Annotated in this window: 18 protein-coding genes; 12 read left to right on the forward strand and 6 right to left on the reverse strand. The window is 53.1% G+C overall.

Annotated elements, in window-relative coordinates; all coding sequences use genetic code 11:
• Positions 1-318: 318 nt before the first annotated feature.
• Together ACIREA_RS09205 and ACIREA_RS09210 are read left to right on the forward strand one after the other, a co-directional pair.
• Positions 319-1,752: an MBOAT family O-acyltransferase gene (locus ACIREA_RS09205; RefSeq protein ID WP_397381969.1), complete on the forward strand. Its 1,434-nt coding sequence runs from the start codon at positions 319-321 to the stop codon at positions 1,750-1,752.
• Positions 1,739-2,707 carry a hypothetical protein gene (locus ACIREA_RS09210; protein ID WP_397381970.1) on the forward strand — a complete coding sequence of 323 codons (969 nt, stop codon included), beginning with the start codon at positions 1,739-1,741 and terminating at the stop codon, positions 2,705-2,707. The genes ACIREA_RS09205 and ACIREA_RS09210 overlap by 14 nt, the downstream gene beginning before the upstream one ends.
• A gap of 282 nt (positions 2,708-2,989) precedes the next feature.
• Here the strand turns inward: ACIREA_RS09210 and ACIREA_RS09215 are convergent, their stop codons facing one another.
• Positions 2,990-4,315 (reverse strand): glycosyltransferase, encoded by a 1,326-nt coding sequence (locus ACIREA_RS09215; RefSeq protein ID WP_397381971.1) that lies wholly within the window; start codon positions 4,313-4,315, stop codon positions 2,990-2,992.
• Between the two features lie 169 nt (positions 4,316-4,484).
• Here ACIREA_RS09215 and ACIREA_RS09220 point away from each other — a divergent pair, with 169 nt between their 5' ends.
• The 9 genes from ACIREA_RS09220 to ACIREA_RS09260 all read left to right on the forward strand — a co-directional run bounded on the left by ACIREA_RS09220 (position 4,485) and on the right by ACIREA_RS09260 (position 13,831).
• On the forward strand, positions 4,485-6,023 hold the full coding sequence (locus tag ACIREA_RS09220) for an O-antigen ligase family protein (RefSeq protein WP_397381972.1): 1,539 nt from the start codon (positions 4,485-4,487) through the stop codon (positions 6,021-6,023).
• A gap of 305 nt (positions 6,024-6,328) precedes the next feature.
• A complete protein-coding gene (locus ACIREA_RS09225) occupies positions 6,329-6,784 on the forward strand; it encodes a transposase (RefSeq protein WP_397381973.1) in 456 nt (151 codons plus the stop codon).
• Positions 6,785-6,787: 3 nt separating this feature from the next.
• On the forward strand, positions 6,788-7,081 hold the full coding sequence (locus ACIREA_RS09230) for a transposase (RefSeq protein ID WP_397381974.1): 294 nt from the start codon (positions 6,788-6,790) through the stop codon (positions 7,079-7,081).
• A gap of 80 nt (positions 7,082-7,161) precedes the next feature.
• Complete coding sequence (locus ACIREA_RS09235; RefSeq protein ID WP_397381975.1) at positions 7,162-7,350, forward strand: hypothetical protein; 189 nt, start codon at positions 7,162-7,164, stop codon at positions 7,348-7,350.
• A 230-nt stretch (positions 7,351-7,580) separates the two neighbouring features.
• Entirely contained in the window at positions 7,581-7,895 is a 315-nt protein-coding gene (locus ACIREA_RS09240; RefSeq protein WP_397381976.1) for a hypothetical protein, read from the forward strand.
• Positions 7,896-7,900: 5 nt separating this feature from the next.
• On the forward strand, positions 7,901-9,658 hold the full coding sequence (locus ACIREA_RS09245; protein WP_397381977.1) for a hypothetical protein: 1,758 nt from the start codon (positions 7,901-7,903) through the stop codon (positions 9,656-9,658).
• A gap of 82 nt (positions 9,659-9,740) precedes the next feature.
• Positions 9,741-10,655, forward strand: a complete 915-nt coding sequence (locus tag ACIREA_RS09250) for a hypothetical protein (protein ID WP_397381978.1) — start codon at positions 9,741-9,743, stop codon at positions 10,653-10,655.
• Positions 10,656-10,761: 106 nt separating this feature from the next.
• Positions 10,762-11,454, forward strand: coding sequence for a polysaccharide biosynthesis/export family protein (locus tag ACIREA_RS09255; protein WP_397381979.1), 693 nt, complete (start codon positions 10,762-10,764; stop codon positions 11,452-11,454).
• Between the two features lie 109 nt (positions 11,455-11,563).
• The gene (locus tag ACIREA_RS09260; protein ID WP_397381980.1) at positions 11,564-13,831 is read left to right on the forward strand and encodes a polysaccharide biosynthesis tyrosine autokinase; all 2,268 of its coding nucleotides are present in this window, start codon (positions 11,564-11,566) and stop codon (positions 13,829-13,831) included.
• Positions 13,832-13,891: 60 nt separating this feature from the next.
• On the opposite strand, the gene ACIREA_RS09265 is transcribed toward ACIREA_RS09260, so the two are convergent.
• Positions 13,892-14,647: a sigma-70 family RNA polymerase sigma factor gene (locus ACIREA_RS09265; RefSeq protein WP_397381981.1), complete on the reverse strand. Its 756-nt coding sequence runs from the start codon at positions 14,645-14,647 to the stop codon at positions 13,892-13,894.
• 101 nt (positions 14,648-14,748) lie between these two features.
• Here ACIREA_RS09265 and ACIREA_RS09270 point away from each other — a divergent pair, with 101 nt between their 5' ends.
• Positions 14,749-15,477, forward strand: coding sequence for a metallophosphoesterase family protein (locus ACIREA_RS09270; RefSeq protein WP_397381982.1), 729 nt, complete (start codon positions 14,749-14,751; stop codon positions 15,475-15,477).
• Positions 15,478-15,514: 37 nt separating this feature from the next.
• On the opposite strand, the gene ACIREA_RS09275 is transcribed toward ACIREA_RS09270, so the two are convergent.
• The 4 genes from ACIREA_RS09275 to ACIREA_RS09290 all read right to left on the reverse strand — a co-directional run.
• Positions 15,515-15,688, reverse strand: a complete 174-nt coding sequence (locus tag ACIREA_RS09275) for a hypothetical protein (RefSeq protein WP_397381983.1) — start codon at positions 15,686-15,688, stop codon at positions 15,515-15,517.
• 156 nt (positions 15,689-15,844) lie between these two features.
• Positions 15,845-16,051, reverse strand: coding sequence for a hypothetical protein (locus ACIREA_RS09280; protein ID WP_397381984.1), 207 nt, complete (start codon positions 16,049-16,051; stop codon positions 15,845-15,847).
• A complete protein-coding gene (locus ACIREA_RS09285) occupies positions 16,048-16,824 on the reverse strand; it encodes a DUF932 domain-containing protein (protein WP_397381985.1) in 777 nt (258 codons plus the stop codon). The genes ACIREA_RS09280 and ACIREA_RS09285 overlap by 4 nt, the downstream gene beginning before the upstream one ends.
• A 79-nt stretch (positions 16,825-16,903) precedes the next feature.
• Positions 16,904-18,100: DNA polymerase III subunit beta (locus tag ACIREA_RS09290; protein ID WP_397381986.1), on the reverse strand; the 1,197-nt coding region annotated here is incomplete at its 5' end.

Consider the following 18,100-nt stretch of genomic DNA (forward strand, 5'->3'; position numbering starts at 1 on the left):
CACAGCGTGGCTCAACTAGAACAAGCCATCCATGCCTACTTGGTAGAGCACAATCGAAAACCCAAGCCTTTCACGTGGACAGCTTCTGCTGATTTAATTCTCGGAAAGGTTCAACATTTATGCAATGAACTTCTCTGACAGCACACTAGGCCGAGTTTTAAAACAACCAATTGGCAAAACGGGAAGGTGGCCGTATAAAGTCATGCAGATGGAAAAACAACGCTGCGCATGGTGGGGCGCTAACAACGGGGCTCAAAAGATTTTGCTCTGAAACAGGTCAGACCAGAATGCTTCATTCATTTCTTTTCTGCCGGTGACATGGATATCAACTCATCCCCTTTCACGATGTCATTGCCCGTTGGTCTATTGGGAGTGCTGCTGCTTTACTACGCGCTCAGGCCGCGCGCGCAACTGCTGCTGCTTATCGTGGTAAGCCTCGTCTTTTACGCGTGGCTGGACGGCTGGTTCGTGCTGCTGGCTGTGGCGATCGCGGCAGGCACGTTTGTGACGGGTCTGTTCATTGGTGCGAGCGATGAGGCGGGGCGGCGGCGGTGGTTGATCGCGGGGGTGTTGTTCAACGTCGGCGTGCTGGTGATCTTTAAATACCTCGGGCTGCTCGTGGCGTCGGGGGACTGGCTGCTGCGCTTGCTGCGGACGGAGTCGACCTTGCCGCTGCTGCAATGGGGGCCACGGCTCGCGATTTCGTTCATGGTGTTCAACGCGCTGAGCTACCTCTTCGATCTGTGGAGCAGACGCTCCGAGCCGATTCGCGACAGCGTGACCTTTGTGTTGTTCATCTGCTACTTCCCGCATCTCGTGGCCGGGCCGATCCTGCGCACCAAAGACCTGCTGCCGCAGCTTGGCCGTCCGCGCGTGGTGACGGGGGACATGGTAATCTCGGGCCTGCTGCTGATGGGATTCGGTCTCTATAAGAAGCTGGTGCTGGCGGATCAGATGCTACCGCACGTGGAGCGTGTGTTTGAACATGCAGACGTCATGTCCTGGTCGGCGCTGCTGCGCGGCGCGTGGCTCTTTGCGCTGCAGCTCTACGCAGACTTTTCCGGCTATACCGACATCGCTCGCGGCTGCAGCCGACTGCTCGGCATCGAGCTGCCGGAGAATTTCAGATGGCCTCTGCTGGCCACGAGCGTGCGCGACTTCTGGCGGCGCTGGCACATAACGCTTTCGACGTGGTGGCGCGATTATCTTTATATTCCCCTCGGCGGCAGCCGGCGCGGAGGGTGGATCACGTGCAGGAATGTGATGATCACGATGACAATTGCGGGCCTGTGGCATGGGGCTGAATGGACCTTCGTGCTTTGGGGAGCGCTGCACGGCCTGTTGCTGGTCGTCGGGCGGCTGTGGCGGTCATGGCGCCCGGCAGCTGAAACCAAGGAACTGCGCGGTGCGGCCTGGGCGGGCGCGGTGCTCGGGACGTTCGTGCTGCTGACGCCAACCTGGGTGCTGTTCCGTGCGAGGTCCTTTGGCGTTGCTGCGGATTATCTGCGCGGATTATGCACGCTCAGGGGCGGACTCTCCGCGTTTGCGGTTTCGGATCTGGCACTGGTCGTGGCCTTCGGCGGGCTGGTCCTTCTGACTGACTGGTTGAAGCGGCCTGACGAGCTTGCTGCTTCTCACACCAGTTCGAAGTGGCGCATCTATGGGCGTGGCATACTGATGGGAATGCTGGCGGTGCATTTCATTCTAACCCGGGAGGATCGCGAAGCCGCGTTTATCTATGCTCGGTTTTGATACATTGTGCGGCCCCTGGCGCCTGCGCCAGGAACTGGTGGTCGCTATGCTCGTCGTGGCGTCCGTCGAGGTGTTGGCACGTTTTCAGGTGAACCGGGGCCAATGGGTGGCGGGCGAGTCTCTCGCGGGTATTGTCCAGTCCTTCCAGCAGTCGCTGGCTACGGAGCGGCCGCGGATCTGGCTGGTAGGCAACAGCACGCTGAGCTGCGGCGCAGATCGGGACGCCTTGGCATCCATCGTAGGCGAGCGGGTGGCGATTCTGGCGCACTCATCTAGCACTTTGCGCGCTTCCGCAGCGATGCTCGATTTCTACATGCGCCACGCGCCGCGCCAACCAGAGCGCACGGTGGTCACGGTGACCATTGATGACCTGCACCGCAGTGGCTATCGCAGCCAGATATCGCAGACCTACCTGGACATTAACCTAAATGACGCGCCACCGCCGGGCCCGGGCCTGCTGACCATGCTCGCAGCTAGGGAATCGATCCTCGAAGTCGCCGGGCTCAGATTGTGGATCCGACAGTGGCTGGGCTCGCCGAACACGGGCGTAGAGTCGCACTTTGCGAAGCGCTCGGCGCAGGGCGGCTCATGGACCGGGGAAGAGGTCGACGATCGTGACCCGGCCTACCAGCAGCTCGACGCGGGATTTGTGTTGGATGCCGACGGCATTCGCGAGCTGGCTGCATTGAGCAATCGTCGGGGAATCCCCTGCACCTTGCTGCTGTTGCCGGTGAGCGGGCAGATGCAGCGATACCACGACCGGCACAATCCTTTGCTCACATATGTGCAGGTCCGCCAAAGGCTCGCGGAGCTGTGCCGCGAGCACGCGCTTCCGCTCGTTGACTGGGGCGAGCCGAGTGGGGATGTCGGTCTGTTCATGGATCCGTATCATCTGGGTGTGAACGGTCGTGTGCGCATGACGAAGAGGCTCGGGGAATGGTTGGGCCGGCGATGACAGCGACCTCGTGGGCGTGAGTAGCCGCTTCTTCGAAGGTCAATTGAAGGATGTGTATGGACGGGGTGGTGCTGGCGAACCTAGAGAACCTGACCCGAACCTCAGGGGAGTCGTGTTTTAAAGTGAATCGAAATACCGTCCTCCATTCCGTGCCGACCTTCGCGGGGGGCGAACGCCAAGCTCTAAGTTGAATATTTTAGATGGTGAGATTAAAGACTAAAGGCGGGCACTTTTTTGAAGTGAATTATTTTCGAGAGAGGAAACATGCTTGGGAAGTGCCACTTATCTCCAGCTCTCCATGATTAGTGCCTCGCTAAACACCTTGGGAAACCGGCGGTGCAGCTCTGTGTAGGCGGGTCGCAAGGCCTCCCGTTCATTTTCACTGGCAAATGTGGGGTGCGGGCGCCACTGCGGCTGGGCGATGTCGCAAGTCCAAGGACGACATGTTTTCTTCGCTTCTGCTTTTAAAAGCGAATTGAGTTTTGCTCGTGACAGCTCGCAGGTCAAATGCGCGGCAGCCCAGTGGTGCGGGCGAAGGTTGCTTGATTGCTCGAGCAAGGCAGACAAGTCCTCATGAAGGTGATTGGGGCGCAAGCGCCTGCCGGTCTGATCGTTGATGTAGGCGAGGGGGCCGACGTGTGCATCCTCCCGCATTGCTAGGGCGCACCCAGCAAACAGGCTCTCCACCGCCGCCACACAGCAGCCCTCCCTGCGGCTCATGATCACTGATACCTTTGCATCGCATTGATGGCGCGCCACCTCCGCTATGGGAAGAGATTCAAAGATATCAATCTGCTGACTGACGCCAAATGTCGTCGCAAGGCGACGAATATCATCACGTGAACGGCCAGGCTCGCGCTGGCCGATTAGAACAACCTTTAAATTCGGCGGCATTTTGCTGAGCGCTCGGAACAAATCCCAATGCCGCTTGAACTCCCCCCAATTAGCCACCATCACAATGTCCGTCTGGCGTTCTTCCGGGGGCTTCGGAGCATAGAGCTGTGGATTTATCCAATCGCAAGGCAGGGTCTCCAGGCACTTAAGTCGTGGATGAAAGGCCTCGATTTTGGCGATTTCGTCATAATTGCAACTCTGCACAAACACGGTTCCCCGCAAACTTGAAACCGCGAGTGCCAGCGCGGCATAATCCGTGGGTGACCAACTGGTCGAGAGCACGATGTCGTAATTCTCATTTAACCATCTGGTTTCTTCTTCAGAGAGAGTTAATAGAAGTCGCACCCAGTTGTACTCAAAAGTCATCAGCAGCACGCCCTTCTCACCGCCTTCTCCTGGAGCCTTCAGAACAATGCTCCTAGAAATGGATGGATCTTTGAGGACCAGTTCGTGGAGTCTTGGCTGCAAGTGCAAGGCGTCCCTCCACACTTGTGCGTTTTCAAAGCCCGGCCTTTTTTTCAGCGCGTCGAGGACGGATGATCGCAAATCGTTACCATCTGCGTAAGCCATAGCTCTTGCCAAATGCAATGATCGAATTACTTCGCCAGCCGACAGATGGCCCCTAATCAGAGCCAGCCAGCCTGCAAGCTGCCTTGTTTGTTTCGAGTAGCGAAATGCATCTGCATACGGGAGAGTGGCTTTCGAAAACTTCATGTGCAATTGAAATGGAGCTAAGGGACGGCGACAGACGAATGAGCTGCAGAATGAGGCGAGGAGGGAACAGCAACCAAGTTGCAAACTGTGCACAATCTGCGTACAGGCTGTATTTCAATCGCTATTTATATCAACTGCTGCAAATGACAAAGTGAATTGGAACATGGCCATGTCCCCCAACAATATCGTCCCACTCAAACATGAGAGGGCTGTAGACGAGCTGGAATTGGAACGCAGAGCCGTTGAAACCGAAGGCAGGGCAGCTTCCACTTGGAGCTATAAATTTGCCGTGTTGTTTCTGGCCGTTTACTACATCAGGCCGCAAGATTGGCTGCCGGGCATGGCTGGTTTCAATATCGTGCGCACAATCATGTTGGGTTGGGGAATGATACTGATCGGGGAAGGGAGTCAAAGTCCCGTGCGTGGTTGGTTTCGAACTCCGCACGACTGGACGATGCTGGCCTTCTATGTTTATGTGGTATGGAATGCTCCGAGTGAGGCAGGTGCAACCATGGGCATGTTTTCTCTGGTGGTTTTTTACTATCTGACGACGCAGGCATTGTCCAGTTGGCAAAACGTGTTGGGTTATTTGAAGGCTTGGAACGCCCTTCTTTTAATGCTGGCCATTATGGGGGTTTTGCAAACTATGGGTATGGATATCACGGGGGGCAAATCCAACACCGAAATGTTTAAGGGGCGACTCTCTCTTGGTACATGGATGGCCGACAACCCGAACTCATTGGGTCATTCAGTGGTTGCCGTAATCCCCCTAAGTTTTGTCCTGTTTTTCTGGAAGGGAAGTGCTCTCGGGCGGATGATTCTCTTTCCAACCTGCGCTTCATTGGCGATTTGGTGCGCATGGCAGACACAGTCGAAGGGGGCTTTCGTCGTCGGGGGCGTTTTGACGGTTCTTGCCTTAGCCGTTGGGCGCCCCAAATGGGTGCAAATTTTGTTGCTTTCGGCCGCCATGACGGTTGGAGTGGGGGCGCTAAGCTTCCTGCCCCGCATGGAATCCATGGGCGACCTCAGTTCAGATGAGGGCGTTTTGGGACGTTTGATGGCCTGGGATATGGCGAGAACAGCCATGGAGCACCATACATATGGCGTAGGTTGGAGGCAATTCGTTGCCAACATCATCTGGAGAGAGGGCAACTATTATGAGGTCGTGCCAAAATCTACGCACTGCAGTTACGTCCAAATTGGGGCCGATTTGGGAAAGTACGGATTATTTGTCTGGTTGCTCGGTCTCTGGACGGCCATGCGCACAATCATATTCTTCAAATCAGAGGATGAAACGGAGGAACGCTGCCGCCGTGGGACTATCCTTCTGGTGAGCGCCTATGCGATGTCAAACTGGATGATTAATCGTGAATATCACACGGAGTACTTTTTGCTGATAGCCGTCGCAGCGTCAATTCACCGTCTGCGTCAGGCGGAGGCTGCTGCGGCGCAGCAGAATTTGGCAGGAGTTGAATCAGATGGTCCAGAATCTGATCTTTCCCAAACACCAGCGCTTCAACTGCACGCTAGCATCGTCAATGGCAGGATGATTCCTGCGCTCGTTATCAGTCGAGACGCAGAACTTGATGAGGAGCGGCCTGTTGTAAAGAAAGGCGGCATCCTTCTCAATCTTGCAGTTGCCGCATTGCTGACATGGCTGGTTTTGGCAATCTGGGATCAGGTCCTCGCAAAAATGCTATTTTCGTAGTTTTTTGTATTATTCATTCGGCGCGGTTTTGGATTGTGCCCACTGCTTGTCTCTAGATTCGCCTATCCTTGAAGAAATATAGCCGTCGCGGTAGCGATGGCCAAGGACTCGGAATGGGAACGGGCACCAGCAGACCGCCCCACCGCTTAGAAGTCACGAGGCTGCACTTAGATAGGCGCTGGTGTCTGTCCCTGACCGACCGTTAAGCCGAACGATTTCCAGTGCCCATTTTCATCAATGCCAGCCCGCATACAAGTTCAACTCATGCCGGTTTCCCCGTTCTTTCCTGCTCGATCAAGCCACCCATGAAAACATATCCAACCATGATCTCAAGATCTTCCATACTTACCCTGCCACGCCTTGGCATCGCCATCAGCAAGCTCATCTTCGACGTGCATCTTTGTTTGCCCGACGGCCGCCCACATAGCGCCCAGTTTGCTAACAACGATGAAGGCTTTGTCCAGTTTGAAGCCTGGCTGGTACAGCATTGCGCCACCAAAACCCATGTAGGTATTGAGGCCACCGGGCCTTACGGTGCCCTGCTGTTTTGGCGCCTGCACACCTGCGGTCACAACATGCATCAGTTCAACTCACGCCGCGTCAAAGACTACGCCCGCAGCCAGGGGCTGCGCGTCAAAACCAACGCCACCGACGCGGCCCTCATTGCTGCCTATCTCAACGCCAACGAAGACCTGAAGCCTTGGCAACCGGCCTCCCAGGCGCTCATGGACCTACAGGCCTTGGTGCGCCGACGTTCCTAGGTGATGAACGCCCTGCTGGCCGAGCGAAACCGCTTGGAAAAACGTCTCTGCCAGAGCGTGATCGGATCGCTGCAGCGCCAAATTCAATTGCTCCAAAATGAGATCGCGCAGCTCGATGCCGCCATCAAGGCTCACGCGCTTCAGCACACCTCGTTACAGAAGAGCGTGCGACTGCTGGGCAGTATCGACGGCGCCGGTCTGAGAGTGGCCTTGACCATCCTGGCCGAAGTGCATCAGATCAGCGCCTCTGAGCGCGCACGTGTTGTCGCGGCCTTCGTTGGTCTGACGCGTCAGTGAGTCAGCAGGATACCAGCGTGCGGCTGCGCGGACGTTTGATGAAGGGGTACAGAGGCATCCTGTTGCGCAAAATGCTTTACATGACCGCCCTGCAGGCCATCAAGCGAGCCAACAGCGCCTTCCATTCATATTGCCAAGCTTTAGTCACACGCGGCAAATCCAACATGTACGTCATCGGAGCCATTATGCACAAAATCATTCGCTCCGCCTTTGGCGTGCTCAAACATGACACGCCTTTCGTAAAAAACTTTGCGAAGCCAGAGAATTGAAAAATTCTCATTATTGATTCTTGCGCTAACCATATTTTGTCTTTAGTAGCGCATGTGGCAGTTTTTTGTTGTTTTAGGGCGACGGTCGCCATAACAGGAGTTCCCCGCCCTAGTAGCGAATCCTGCGGCACTCCAAGGTTAAACTGATGCAAACCGCACCCTCCGTATCGGAATTGATAGACAAATTCACTGGACAAAGGTGGCGCACTTGGCCCCTTAAATGAACATTTATGCGCTACGCTCTTATTCACTTTTTAATGTTTTCGCCCGAAACAGTCACTCAGGAGATTTACTGGGCTCTGGCTGGCATCTATGCAGTTCTTCTTTTTGTTTCAGCGACAAGCATTTTTTCGCTGCACTCAAATTTCTGGGTTAAATTAGCATGGTTTGTGCTAATTGTGGCATTGCCTGTGATCGGAATGACTTTGTATTGCATACGTTGTATGATCTATGCAGATTACTCCCTAGCTAAGCAATTCGGTTTCGGTTTTAAAAATACGAAACAATCTAAAAGATCCAATATTGCGAAACCGACACCTGCGTAGCTAAAATGAAAATTGATTTTCCAATAATGCGCTTCCGGCCGCTGTTCAGAATTGTATTCATTTACATATCAGCAGCGGCGGTTCTATTTTGCGAAACGGTTGCCTTGTCGCAAAGCACCATTGATGAGCCTGAACTGCCAACGAGACTTTCAAAAGGGCAGGGCTATTTCCCAACCTTAAGTGAGAGCGCCCTGCTTCGAGGAGCTTACAATTCTCGATCAGGAGGAGGGGTCGCTACTGAGGAAGGGTCAGATGCGCCAAGGCAGAATGCTACAGGTTTGTTCCCTTACGAGGATGTCACTCCAAATTTCTATGAACGAAATCGTGATGTTTTCAAGCCGCTCGATAAAACATTGGGCTGGCTCACTACAAATAATGCATTCACTTACGAAATTGACAAGTTTGACAACACATCGTTCACCTTGGATGGAACATTGGGGATTTTCACCCGGCAATTCTCTCCCGAATTGGCCATGTTCAAAGCAGGGCCCCTTTTCCTAGATGTTCTTTGGCTTGGAAGCGGAATTATTTGGTCAGACTACAATGGCCCTCAGCAATTTTCCAATACTAATGGAAACCACAACAACGGAGATGGAACCATCGCTTACATTGATATTGGCTTAAGGGGGTTGGTCAGAATAACAGATACCATTTACTTCTCAGTCGTGGGGAATCCAATGTATTTGCCTCTCGAAAACCGGTTTGCGTTCCAATTTGCATCAGGGAATGGAAATGCCGCCGCCGTGATGACCCATTTAAATTTCAGTGAGACAATCGGTGCTTGGGATGTGCTTTTCTACGATCAATTTCAAATACGACCCGGTATTAACTTTTACGGGCAGACAACCAGGAGTGGAGTCGACTCGGCCGGGCGCTACTCGTTTGGATTTCAGTCTTCCGGATCCGCCAACCAGTTCAACAATGGCAACTACGTTATTCCAACTAACTTACTAAGTTTCAATGCTACAAGGCTTGTGTTGGACAATCAATGGAGATTTGGACTCCAACTGACTCACGGTGATTACTGGCGCTCGGTATCGTTTACAAATCATCAGTGGAGGAACCAGGCGGGAGTCTGGCTTGGGTATGAAGGTTCGGTCATTCCTTTCGCCCCACGGCTGGAATATAATGTCTCGCAATTTGGCGGCTCCAATACAAATTCCAACACCCTCTTGCACACCGTTTACTTGCAGCTAACCGGGCGAATCACGGAAAACATTAATTGTATGGTTAATATAGGTGAGGGGTGGACAACAGGGGGTTCCCAAAACTTGGGCAATCGATTTCTATGGCAGGTCACTGTGGACCACACCATCAGTCAAAACACCCAGCACTGGGTAAGTTTCGGTGAAAATATTTTTGATAATTCACTCAGCAACCAATCTGCCATTGCACGTTTCATTGGGTATGGAATCAACCAGCGTATCGCTCGGCGCCTCAACGCGACAGCATTCCTGCAATATACAGATGCCGAAACATCTATCCCCAACGGCTCGCGTACGCAAGGGGTGGGTACAGGCTTTAACCTTACCTATAATCCATTAGATTTCACCCAGATTTTAGCGACTGTTTTTTACCAGAAAACCACTCAGTCAAGTGGATCCGTTGGGAATGGTGATCGCTGGCTCTATCGCATGTCCATCGATCAGCAGCTGGCACATCGTCTCACTGGGGGGCTGTATTATCAGTATGACTTGTCATCTGGAAATGCACGCACCTACTCCGAACATCTGGTTGGTCTCACATTAAGGCGGTATTTTTAATGCCCCCGAACGGACCGATCTTCTTGTATTCCCCCTAAATCTACAGCACCATTGTTTGAAAACGTCCTTCACCAAGACCCATATGAAAACTGACCATCAAATAGTCACCCCGCTGGAAAGCCGCAATTTGGTTCTTCCTGTACTGCTAGCTCTTATTGCTGCATGTTTGATTAACGCAGCTGACAACATCATCTTTGCTGACACCCCAAGTGGTGCCCTCCAAACCAACAAAGATGTTCCCGCTGATTTTCACAAATATTTTGGACAGCGAATCAATTCTTGGAGAGATCGTGAACGCAGCATCGCTAAATTGGATATGGACGCGGACATGAATCAGGACGGCATGATCCAGAACAATGATCCTGCAGACAGTGGTGCATTCGAGGCGACACCTCCAGGGGTGATCTTGGGCACCGGGGAGCTCACGCGATTCGTCATCCGGCTCATCCCTTACCGTGTGGATTTTGATGGGGAAGTGGTGCTCACCATGGAAGTGGAAGGTATTAACCGAGGTGACAAGTCAGGTGATTATGCCGATCTGAGCGAAGAATTGGCTTCCATGGGACACATCAGGGTGTGGCGGGATAGGGATAAAAAAAGTCTTCTTCTGGACTCACAGGATCCAACTAAACGGGTCGTGGAATTCTCCACTCAATATAAAACATACCCATACAACTTGCCCATCGCTGTGCCACGCTATGTTTTTGTAGAAGGCGTCAAGCCCTCCCCGAAATTTATCGGGGATGTTCGTCTCTTGCTCACAATCTCCCACCGGTCGCCGAAAGAAACTGAAAAACGTGTTCAACGTGCTGTTGAATTGACATCTGCCAAGACTCCCATTGAAGCAGAACCGGAGCCAAAAACAATCAGCATCAAAAGTTTCCGCACCAGTTTCGACCACATCCTAATCACCGTGCAAAAAGACCCCGTTCCCAAGGAGTTTATTAACAATAACAATGAAGGGGTATGGCTAGCGCCACCGGGTAAAAGCTATTGAAACCCATGATAAACACCAACTTTTTTGATCCAACATTTATTCCAATGCAGAGAGCCGCTTCCGGGTTTCTCTTTAATTTCAATTTAATAGGGGGCAGTGCTGCACAATGCTAGGTCTAAAAAAAATCGGTGGATATTTGCTAATTTTCAGTATCGGATTTTGTTCTGCTTGCACGCATCAAGATGCAAATATCTCGGGTGAACTTCCTCCTGTTGCAACGCGTGTCGACAATAAATCTTCTGAGGATTTGGGTGTCTTTCTGGTTGGTGATACTCTCGAGCTGTTTGTCAAAGAAGATGCAACCTTAAATGGCAGCTATCCAGTTAGAGAAGGTGGATACATTGTCATTCCACGTGTGGGTCGGATTGCTATTGCCGGGTTGAGCCGCACTGATGCCGAGGCGAAGGTAAAGCACTCTCTTCAGAACACACAGTTGACCGAAGCCACAGTTCTTGTGGAACGTGCAAGCAAGCAGGCTTTAATCACCAACTCGCAAGGTGCATCTGCCGCCTTTCCAAAAATAATGATATACATTACAGGTGCGGTGCCACAGCCTGGCACTCACTTCGTTCCCTTGGCAAGTGGCCGTTCACTTGGTCTCTATGAAGCATTGTTAATTACTGGCGGGCTCAATCGCCTTGCACAAGAGCAGCGAATTGAACTCTTGCGTGTCAATTCGTCTGGGCAGCGGCAGCGTGCCGTATTTGACCTTCGACCTGTGCGGCAGGGCCTTGCGAAAGATCCACCGATTGGCGAGGGAGATCTGATAATTGTTCCAGAAAAAGTTTTTGGATTTTAATCTTCTCCTTTCATTTAATTCATCTCATCTGGCTACTCACTAATGAAGAATTCCCTGGTGCCGGTTTTCGATGTAAACGTTTCATTTTAACCCACCGCCCTCAATGAGAATGGCACAGAACCAAAAAACAGCTCAAGGCGCTATTGCATTGGATTGGAATGGTATTATCTCTATAGTTCTAAGCTATGAAAATTATTGGCGGCTGATGATTCTATTGTTCATCACCGGCTTGTTGTCAGCGTTGATCGTTTACGTTTACGCAAGACCAAGTTACGAATCCACGGCTTTGATTCGGGTTAGCCAATATTTAGACAGTTCCCAGTTGGCAAGGGGGGGGGCTGCAGACTTCCAGCTGGTAAGATCATCGATTGGGTATGAACTCGAAAGTGAAGTCCTTCAACTTGAAGCTGCCAAGAGTTTGGGGTGGACAGATGAAAAAACGACGTATTATGATTTGCGCAACAACCTCGTTCCTGTAGTTCGAGCAAGTTTCTTGGACCAGTACAATTTAGAATTATCCGTTTCCGCCTATAACCCGGTTGTAGTGCGCGAATTTGCCAAAGCCCTTGCTGAAGTATATGAGACAAATAAAGTTAAGCTTCGCAACGAATATCGAGACAAGGCAATCAAACGCTACATCGATGAGATCACCGACGTCCGGAAAAAATTGTCCACTCAGTTGGATACTCGATTAAAATTCGAGGAAGAAAGCGCTCTTGCCGGTGCCCAGATTGAATTGGAGCGGCTCAGCAATGTGCCCGTTGAGCTCGTGCGCTTGCGCTATCGGACTGAGGAGATGGAGCGCATCAGGGAAGTTCTTGAAAAAAGACAAGCGGCGCTGGGGGTTATTGGTCAACTGGCGCTGCTTACCAGTTTGCCGGCAGCACCTGCTTCTGCGGACCCCTTAAAATCGGGCAGTATCGTCAGGAATTCTGGTTCTATGGGACCATTCAACTTTACCAATCCAGCCCAGGGCAAGATTGTGACGCAGGTCGTAGTCCAGCCTGACATGGTGGAAGGCCTTGAACCATGGCAGGCTCTTGAGAAAAGAAAGCGTGTCTTGGAAGAAAAGACACGGATAACTCGCGCCAAGTTTCTCGAAGGCCATCCCGAGATGCTCAAGCTAAAAGATGAACTTTACGAGGTTTCATCTGCCCTTGACTTGGAACTCGAGGTGGCTCGCAAAGCATTTGAACTCGAGTATGCCAGGAGCAAGGAGCAGTTGCTGGAACTGGAGGCCAAGATGCCAGACTACCACAAAGCGACGAAGAGCTTTGATGACAAAAAGATGGGCTATGATTTGATGAAAAAAGGTCAGTTGGCGTGGGACAATGCGTATGAACAGCTCAGCAAGCAGATAGAAGGCCTTCAACTTACCACGGATGTTGGCAGTGTTAATCTTGAGTTCCGCGGCTTTGTCAACATTCGAAGTGATCTTCCTGTTTCTCCCAGTAGATACCAGCTTGGCATTATTGGGTGCCTGCTCGGAATTGGACTTGCCGGTGGAGTTCCTTTTCTTTTTACAAAACTCGACACTTCGATAACAAGTCTTAGTGAGTTTGAGAGAGGTCTGGGCTTAAATGGAATTGGTATCGTTCCAATGGCAGATCCTGAAGTTTTGAGCCAGATGAACCGTTCTAATTCCGTAGGCTCTGTCGTCCCGAATACACTTTTGGAAAATTTCCGACTGATACGTAGTAGCATCATCATCAATCAAGGGGCAAAAGATAACGCGCGGGTAATACTGGTAACCAGCGCACGTCCTGGCGAGGGCAAAACCACCCTTGCTACGAACATCGGATGGGCTTTCTCATCCATGGGTGACAAAACGTTGGTCATCGACTGTGATCTAAGGCGTGGCCGCGTTCACCAAGTAGGTGGGGTTCCTAACGATCTTGGATTAACTAACCTGCTTACCAACAATGCTAAACTGGAAGACTGTATTCAACAATCTACCGCCGATAACTTATGGTTGATAACACGCGGACCGGTTATTTCTGGTACAACTGAACTGCTTAACGCAAAAGTCTTTTCCAACCTTTTGGATGAACTCAAAGGGCGTTTTGATCGCATTGTTATCGATTCACCTCCAGTACTGGGATTGAGTGAAACCGCCTTTTTACAGAAGTATGCCGATGGCGTCGTCTTGGTAATCAAGTCGGGTGCTACATCCAGGGGTGATGTTAAAGATGCTTTTAATCTTATTGGAAAGTTAGGAGCTCATTTTTATGGTTTCGTCCTTAATCAAGTAGACTTCTCGAAGCGCGCTAATCATTATCAATATTATTATTATTCATCGACTTACTATGAGGCGAACTGGGAGGAAGAAAAATCATTGAGTCTGGAAACTCCATCGTCGGACTCTCGGGCACCTTGAACTAATCGGTGTCTTCGCAAATTAAGGATAGCGAGTTTTGTCAAAAAAATCGGCGCTTCGCTAAACTGGGTGGGTAAAAGCAGAGGGGATTTTGAGGTTTAGATCCCCTGCCATCCAGTAGCAGATGGCCTTGAGGTTCTCGAAGTTGCGGAACCCGCGTGCAAGACGGCGGGCAGTTTGGATGAAGGCATGCTGCTTCGAAGCCATGGCCCATGATCTGCGTGAACTCTCACGCCTGGCCAAGGGCCGCAAGGCCCAGCCCACAGCGGCCATCATGGACGGACGCAGTTGTTCCCGGAGGCTGTCCAAGGCCGCTGCGGCGGCCTTGTGAACTGCCTGCTTCGAGACCCCCAGCCGCTCGCCGATCTCTGCGTAGCTGTGCCCCTCAGCGACGAGAGCGAGTATCTGCCGGGTGCGGGCGGGCAATGCGGTCAGCAAATTTTCCAGCACACGCCGACTCTCCTGCGAGCGTACCTGGCTCAGCACATCCTGAAACTCATCCGGCAGCCGCTGGCTGGGTGAGGTGCTGCCTGCCGTGGTGAAGGCTGCGAGGGTGAGATCAGCCTCCGGCAGATGCTGCCGGGCATGGCGGGCCTCCTTTTGATGCAGCGAGTTCAGCGCATTCCGAATGGCCCGTGCGGCATAGGGCTCAAACGCTCCGCGTGCCGGATCAAACGCCAGCGCCGCCCGATGCAGCGCCGCATGCGACACGGCACGCACGTCATCGGCGGTCATGCCGGGGATGTTCGCATAGCCCCCCGCGATCTTGTCGGCAAGCGGAAGCACATCACGAAACAAGGTGTCTGCATCTGGCATACCGTCATGTTTGGCCCGGAACTCAGTTCTCGGCAATCTCAGGGATGTGGTGAACTTTCTCTGCTGGTTGACGATTTTCGCTCTAACCAGTAGGTGGATCTATGAAAAACTCGGTGGCAATTCTCAGCGACATCCATGGCAATGCTCACGCCTTGCATGCCGTGATGCAAGACATTGACGCACAGGGAATAAGCGAGCGCCTCTGCTTGGGTGACGTGGCCGGCTATGGCGGCAGTCCGTGCGAATGCATCGACCTCCTCAGGGAACACGATATGCCATGCTTACAGGGCAATCACGACGCCATGGTTGCCCTCGGAATTGGGCTCGATGGAGTGAAAGACGCCACTCGTTTCTCCATTGAGTGGACGCGAAGCGTCTTGTCCCCGGAGCAGAACGCATGGCTGACTGGTCTGCCGCTGAAGATGCAGGCTGAGGATTATGAAGCCGTTCACGCCTCGCTTCACCACCCTGCGGACTGGGCTTATGTGCTGATTGCAGATGCCGCCGCGCTGAGTTTCCCGCACCAGTCCCGGCCGTTATGCTTCATTGGCCATACCCACCGTCCAGCATTTTGGGTGGAGGGAGAGGCCCTCGGGGTGGACATTACGTCGATTGAATCTCTGAGGCCGAACCGCAAGTGCCTCGTCAATGTCGGCGCAGTCGGCCAGCCACGTGATCACGATGAACGCGCATGCTACGCCATTTATCGTCGAGACACCCAAGACATCCTGTGGCGTCGCGTGCCCTATGACATTGCGGGTGCGCAGCATGTGATCATCCAGGCCAGCCTGCCAGCCAATTTTGCGCAACGGCTGGAGTTGGGGAGATGAATATTGCATTCCCCTACTTCAGCCAGCCCACCCTCAATCACCCCGGTTGAAACCCAATCATCCTCCGGCTCTTCCCCTTCTCCCCTGAGTGCTCCACGTTCGCCTTCTTCACCTTGGCAATCTCCCGCTCCAGCATCCCCTGCGTCACCCGCCACTTCGCCGAATCCGCATCCGCGCTCCCTGCATGAGTCGCGTTGATGCAACTGTTCAAGATATTGCCTCGCTGGTATAGCTAAAAAAATGCACCAACTTCGTGCGCTTCCACCAACTTCATCCCGGCATTGCGATCAACGCCGGGATGAAGGGATGCGGAGGCCGCATGAGCAGTCCCGCCCAAAAGTGACAGACGGGACCGCGTGGCTTCAGATCACAGGCGGTGATCCAGGTGACCGGGGGCGTTGCCTTCGGGGTCGGCAAGCACGGTGGCGGTGGCAGCATGACCGTCGAGATCGCGACCGCTTAGGACGAGTATGGGATGAGTCTTGCCCTCCATTTCATCCCAGTAAATCGCGAGGATCTGACGCACGACGAGTTTTTGGTAATGCTCGCGTTCGATGCGGGTGGGAGCACTCATGATAGGAGTCCCACGTGTGTGTCGAGCAGGCCATGCAACGCTTCGGTGCGTTTCGGCAACTCCGCGAGGTTGCATTCCTTCAGCGATTCAGTGAACGCGTTGAACAGCGACCACACATTGCGTGTTTCAAACGCATCATGCCGTGGCTCGCGCCACTCATGAAGAACGGGTGGGATGAGACGGTTGCTGCATACGCCGACATCCGTGGCGCGGATGACGAGGTCATGGGCTTCGATGTCGGTGATCTCAGCTTCTTTGTAGGCGGCGATGCGTTTGTCCTGATCATGCCATTTGGCAAGCAGTAGTCCGATGGACCGGCTGACCAATTGCGGCAGATCACGGACGATGAACCGCGTGTGTTTGCGTGCGAATTTGATCTCGCCGGAGAACGATAAATTGTCACAAACGAAGACGCTTGCCCCGGCGACGATGCCGGCGGGGAACGTCTTGTCGGGGCTGTTACGGAGACCTAAAACCCAGCAGTAATCGTCGCTGGATTTCTGGGAGTGTACTTCCATCAGCCCGAAATAACGCTGTCCCTCATGGGACAACGAATGGGCCTGGGTGCCGATGCGCAGGTTGGTGGTGGCCAGCGTGCGCTGGACGGTAGTGATGAGTTCCGCATGCGGGATGGGACACCAGCTCTGCGTGCGGCGCGGAGTGGAAACGGCGCGCACTTCGTCAAGTTCCACATGCGAGGCGCCGCAATGAAGAGTGAGGTTCGGGCTGCGACGTTGAATGAGTAGGGGTTGGGGATCGAGATTGGCAATCATAATGATGTGTTCCTTTCTTGAATGAAAAGGGGCCGGACACGCAGCATGCGCATTCGGCCCCGGGTTGATATGTGTGGGATCAGATCTTCAGGCCTTGGATGGACCTGAGGGTGGATCGGACAGACTGCATTTCACGGGCACTGGCCTTCTGGTCGCGGTTGATGGTTTTGAGTTTCACGGACAGATCACGCAGCAGGTTGAATCCTTCGTTGAGCTTGTCACGAATGAGCAAGGTCATGTCGATGGCTTCTTCCGCTGGTGTTTTCTGGTCGTTGGATGCTGGTGTTGGTCCTTCAGAGGTGGGGTTCGCAATCATGGGTTTGGGTGGTGGTGCTGGTGGAAGAACAGGCCGGGATGGAGGCATGTTCACCGGAGCGGGTTGTTGGTTTGCTGGGGGCTGGGTATTGGCTCCATCAGGTCGCAGTGGCATCACGATCATCTGCCTGCCCTTGTTGTGAAAACGCAGGGGGGCGATTTGATCGATGATGCTGATGGTAGTGAGACCGTAATCGAGGGCCTTGATGAGGAAGCGTCGGCTCAGGAAGATCATAGCTTCCGGGCCTTCCGCTTTGGCATCGAGCACAGGGACTCGTGTCCAAGGCTCGTTGCTTTTGTCTTTGCCGAGGAGCAGGAATTGCCCCTCTTTGCATTCCAAACCAATGGTCTGGAATTTCTCCGCATCATGACAAGGCATGCGCTGGATGAGCTTGATGAGCGTCTCCAGTTTTGCCGGGTCGAGCGTGATGTGGGTTTTGGCGTCGTCGAGATTGGGGATGGTTTGCCGCCAGTTGGGATAGTTTCCGTTGATCTGTTTGCTGACGAATCTCCAGCGCCTGCTGCTGAGCTGGACTGTTTTGTCATCGACCTTCATCTGCCATTCCCCATCCGCGTTGAACTCCTTCCACCCCAGGAACTTGTGATTCGGGATGATGACGGAATTTTTGAGCGGCAGCGTGAACGAATTCGCGCTATAGAGGTGCTTGCCATCCGTGCCCACAATGTAGTTGGCCTTCGGATTGCTGGTGTCGATGAAGGTGCCGTTGAGGACGTAACGGGTGGCGTCCACACTGGCGCATTCCATGGCTTCGTGGATGGACCGGCGAAGTTCTGGCGGCAGCACGATGGCCTCGGTTTTAATGCGTGGAGTGACGGGAAACTCCTCAACCGGGAAGTGCTTAACCTTTTGTTCACCGAGGCTGTCAGCCAGGGCGAACTTGATGCACCCGGGTTCGATATGAATGCGCTCGTCTTTGCCGCAGTTTTTGGTGACCTGTAC

The organism is Prosthecobacter sp., assembly GCF_044373815.1.
In the GTDB taxonomy this organism is placed as follows: domain Bacteria; phylum Verrucomicrobiota; class Verrucomicrobiia; order Verrucomicrobiales; family Verrucomicrobiaceae; genus Prosthecobacter.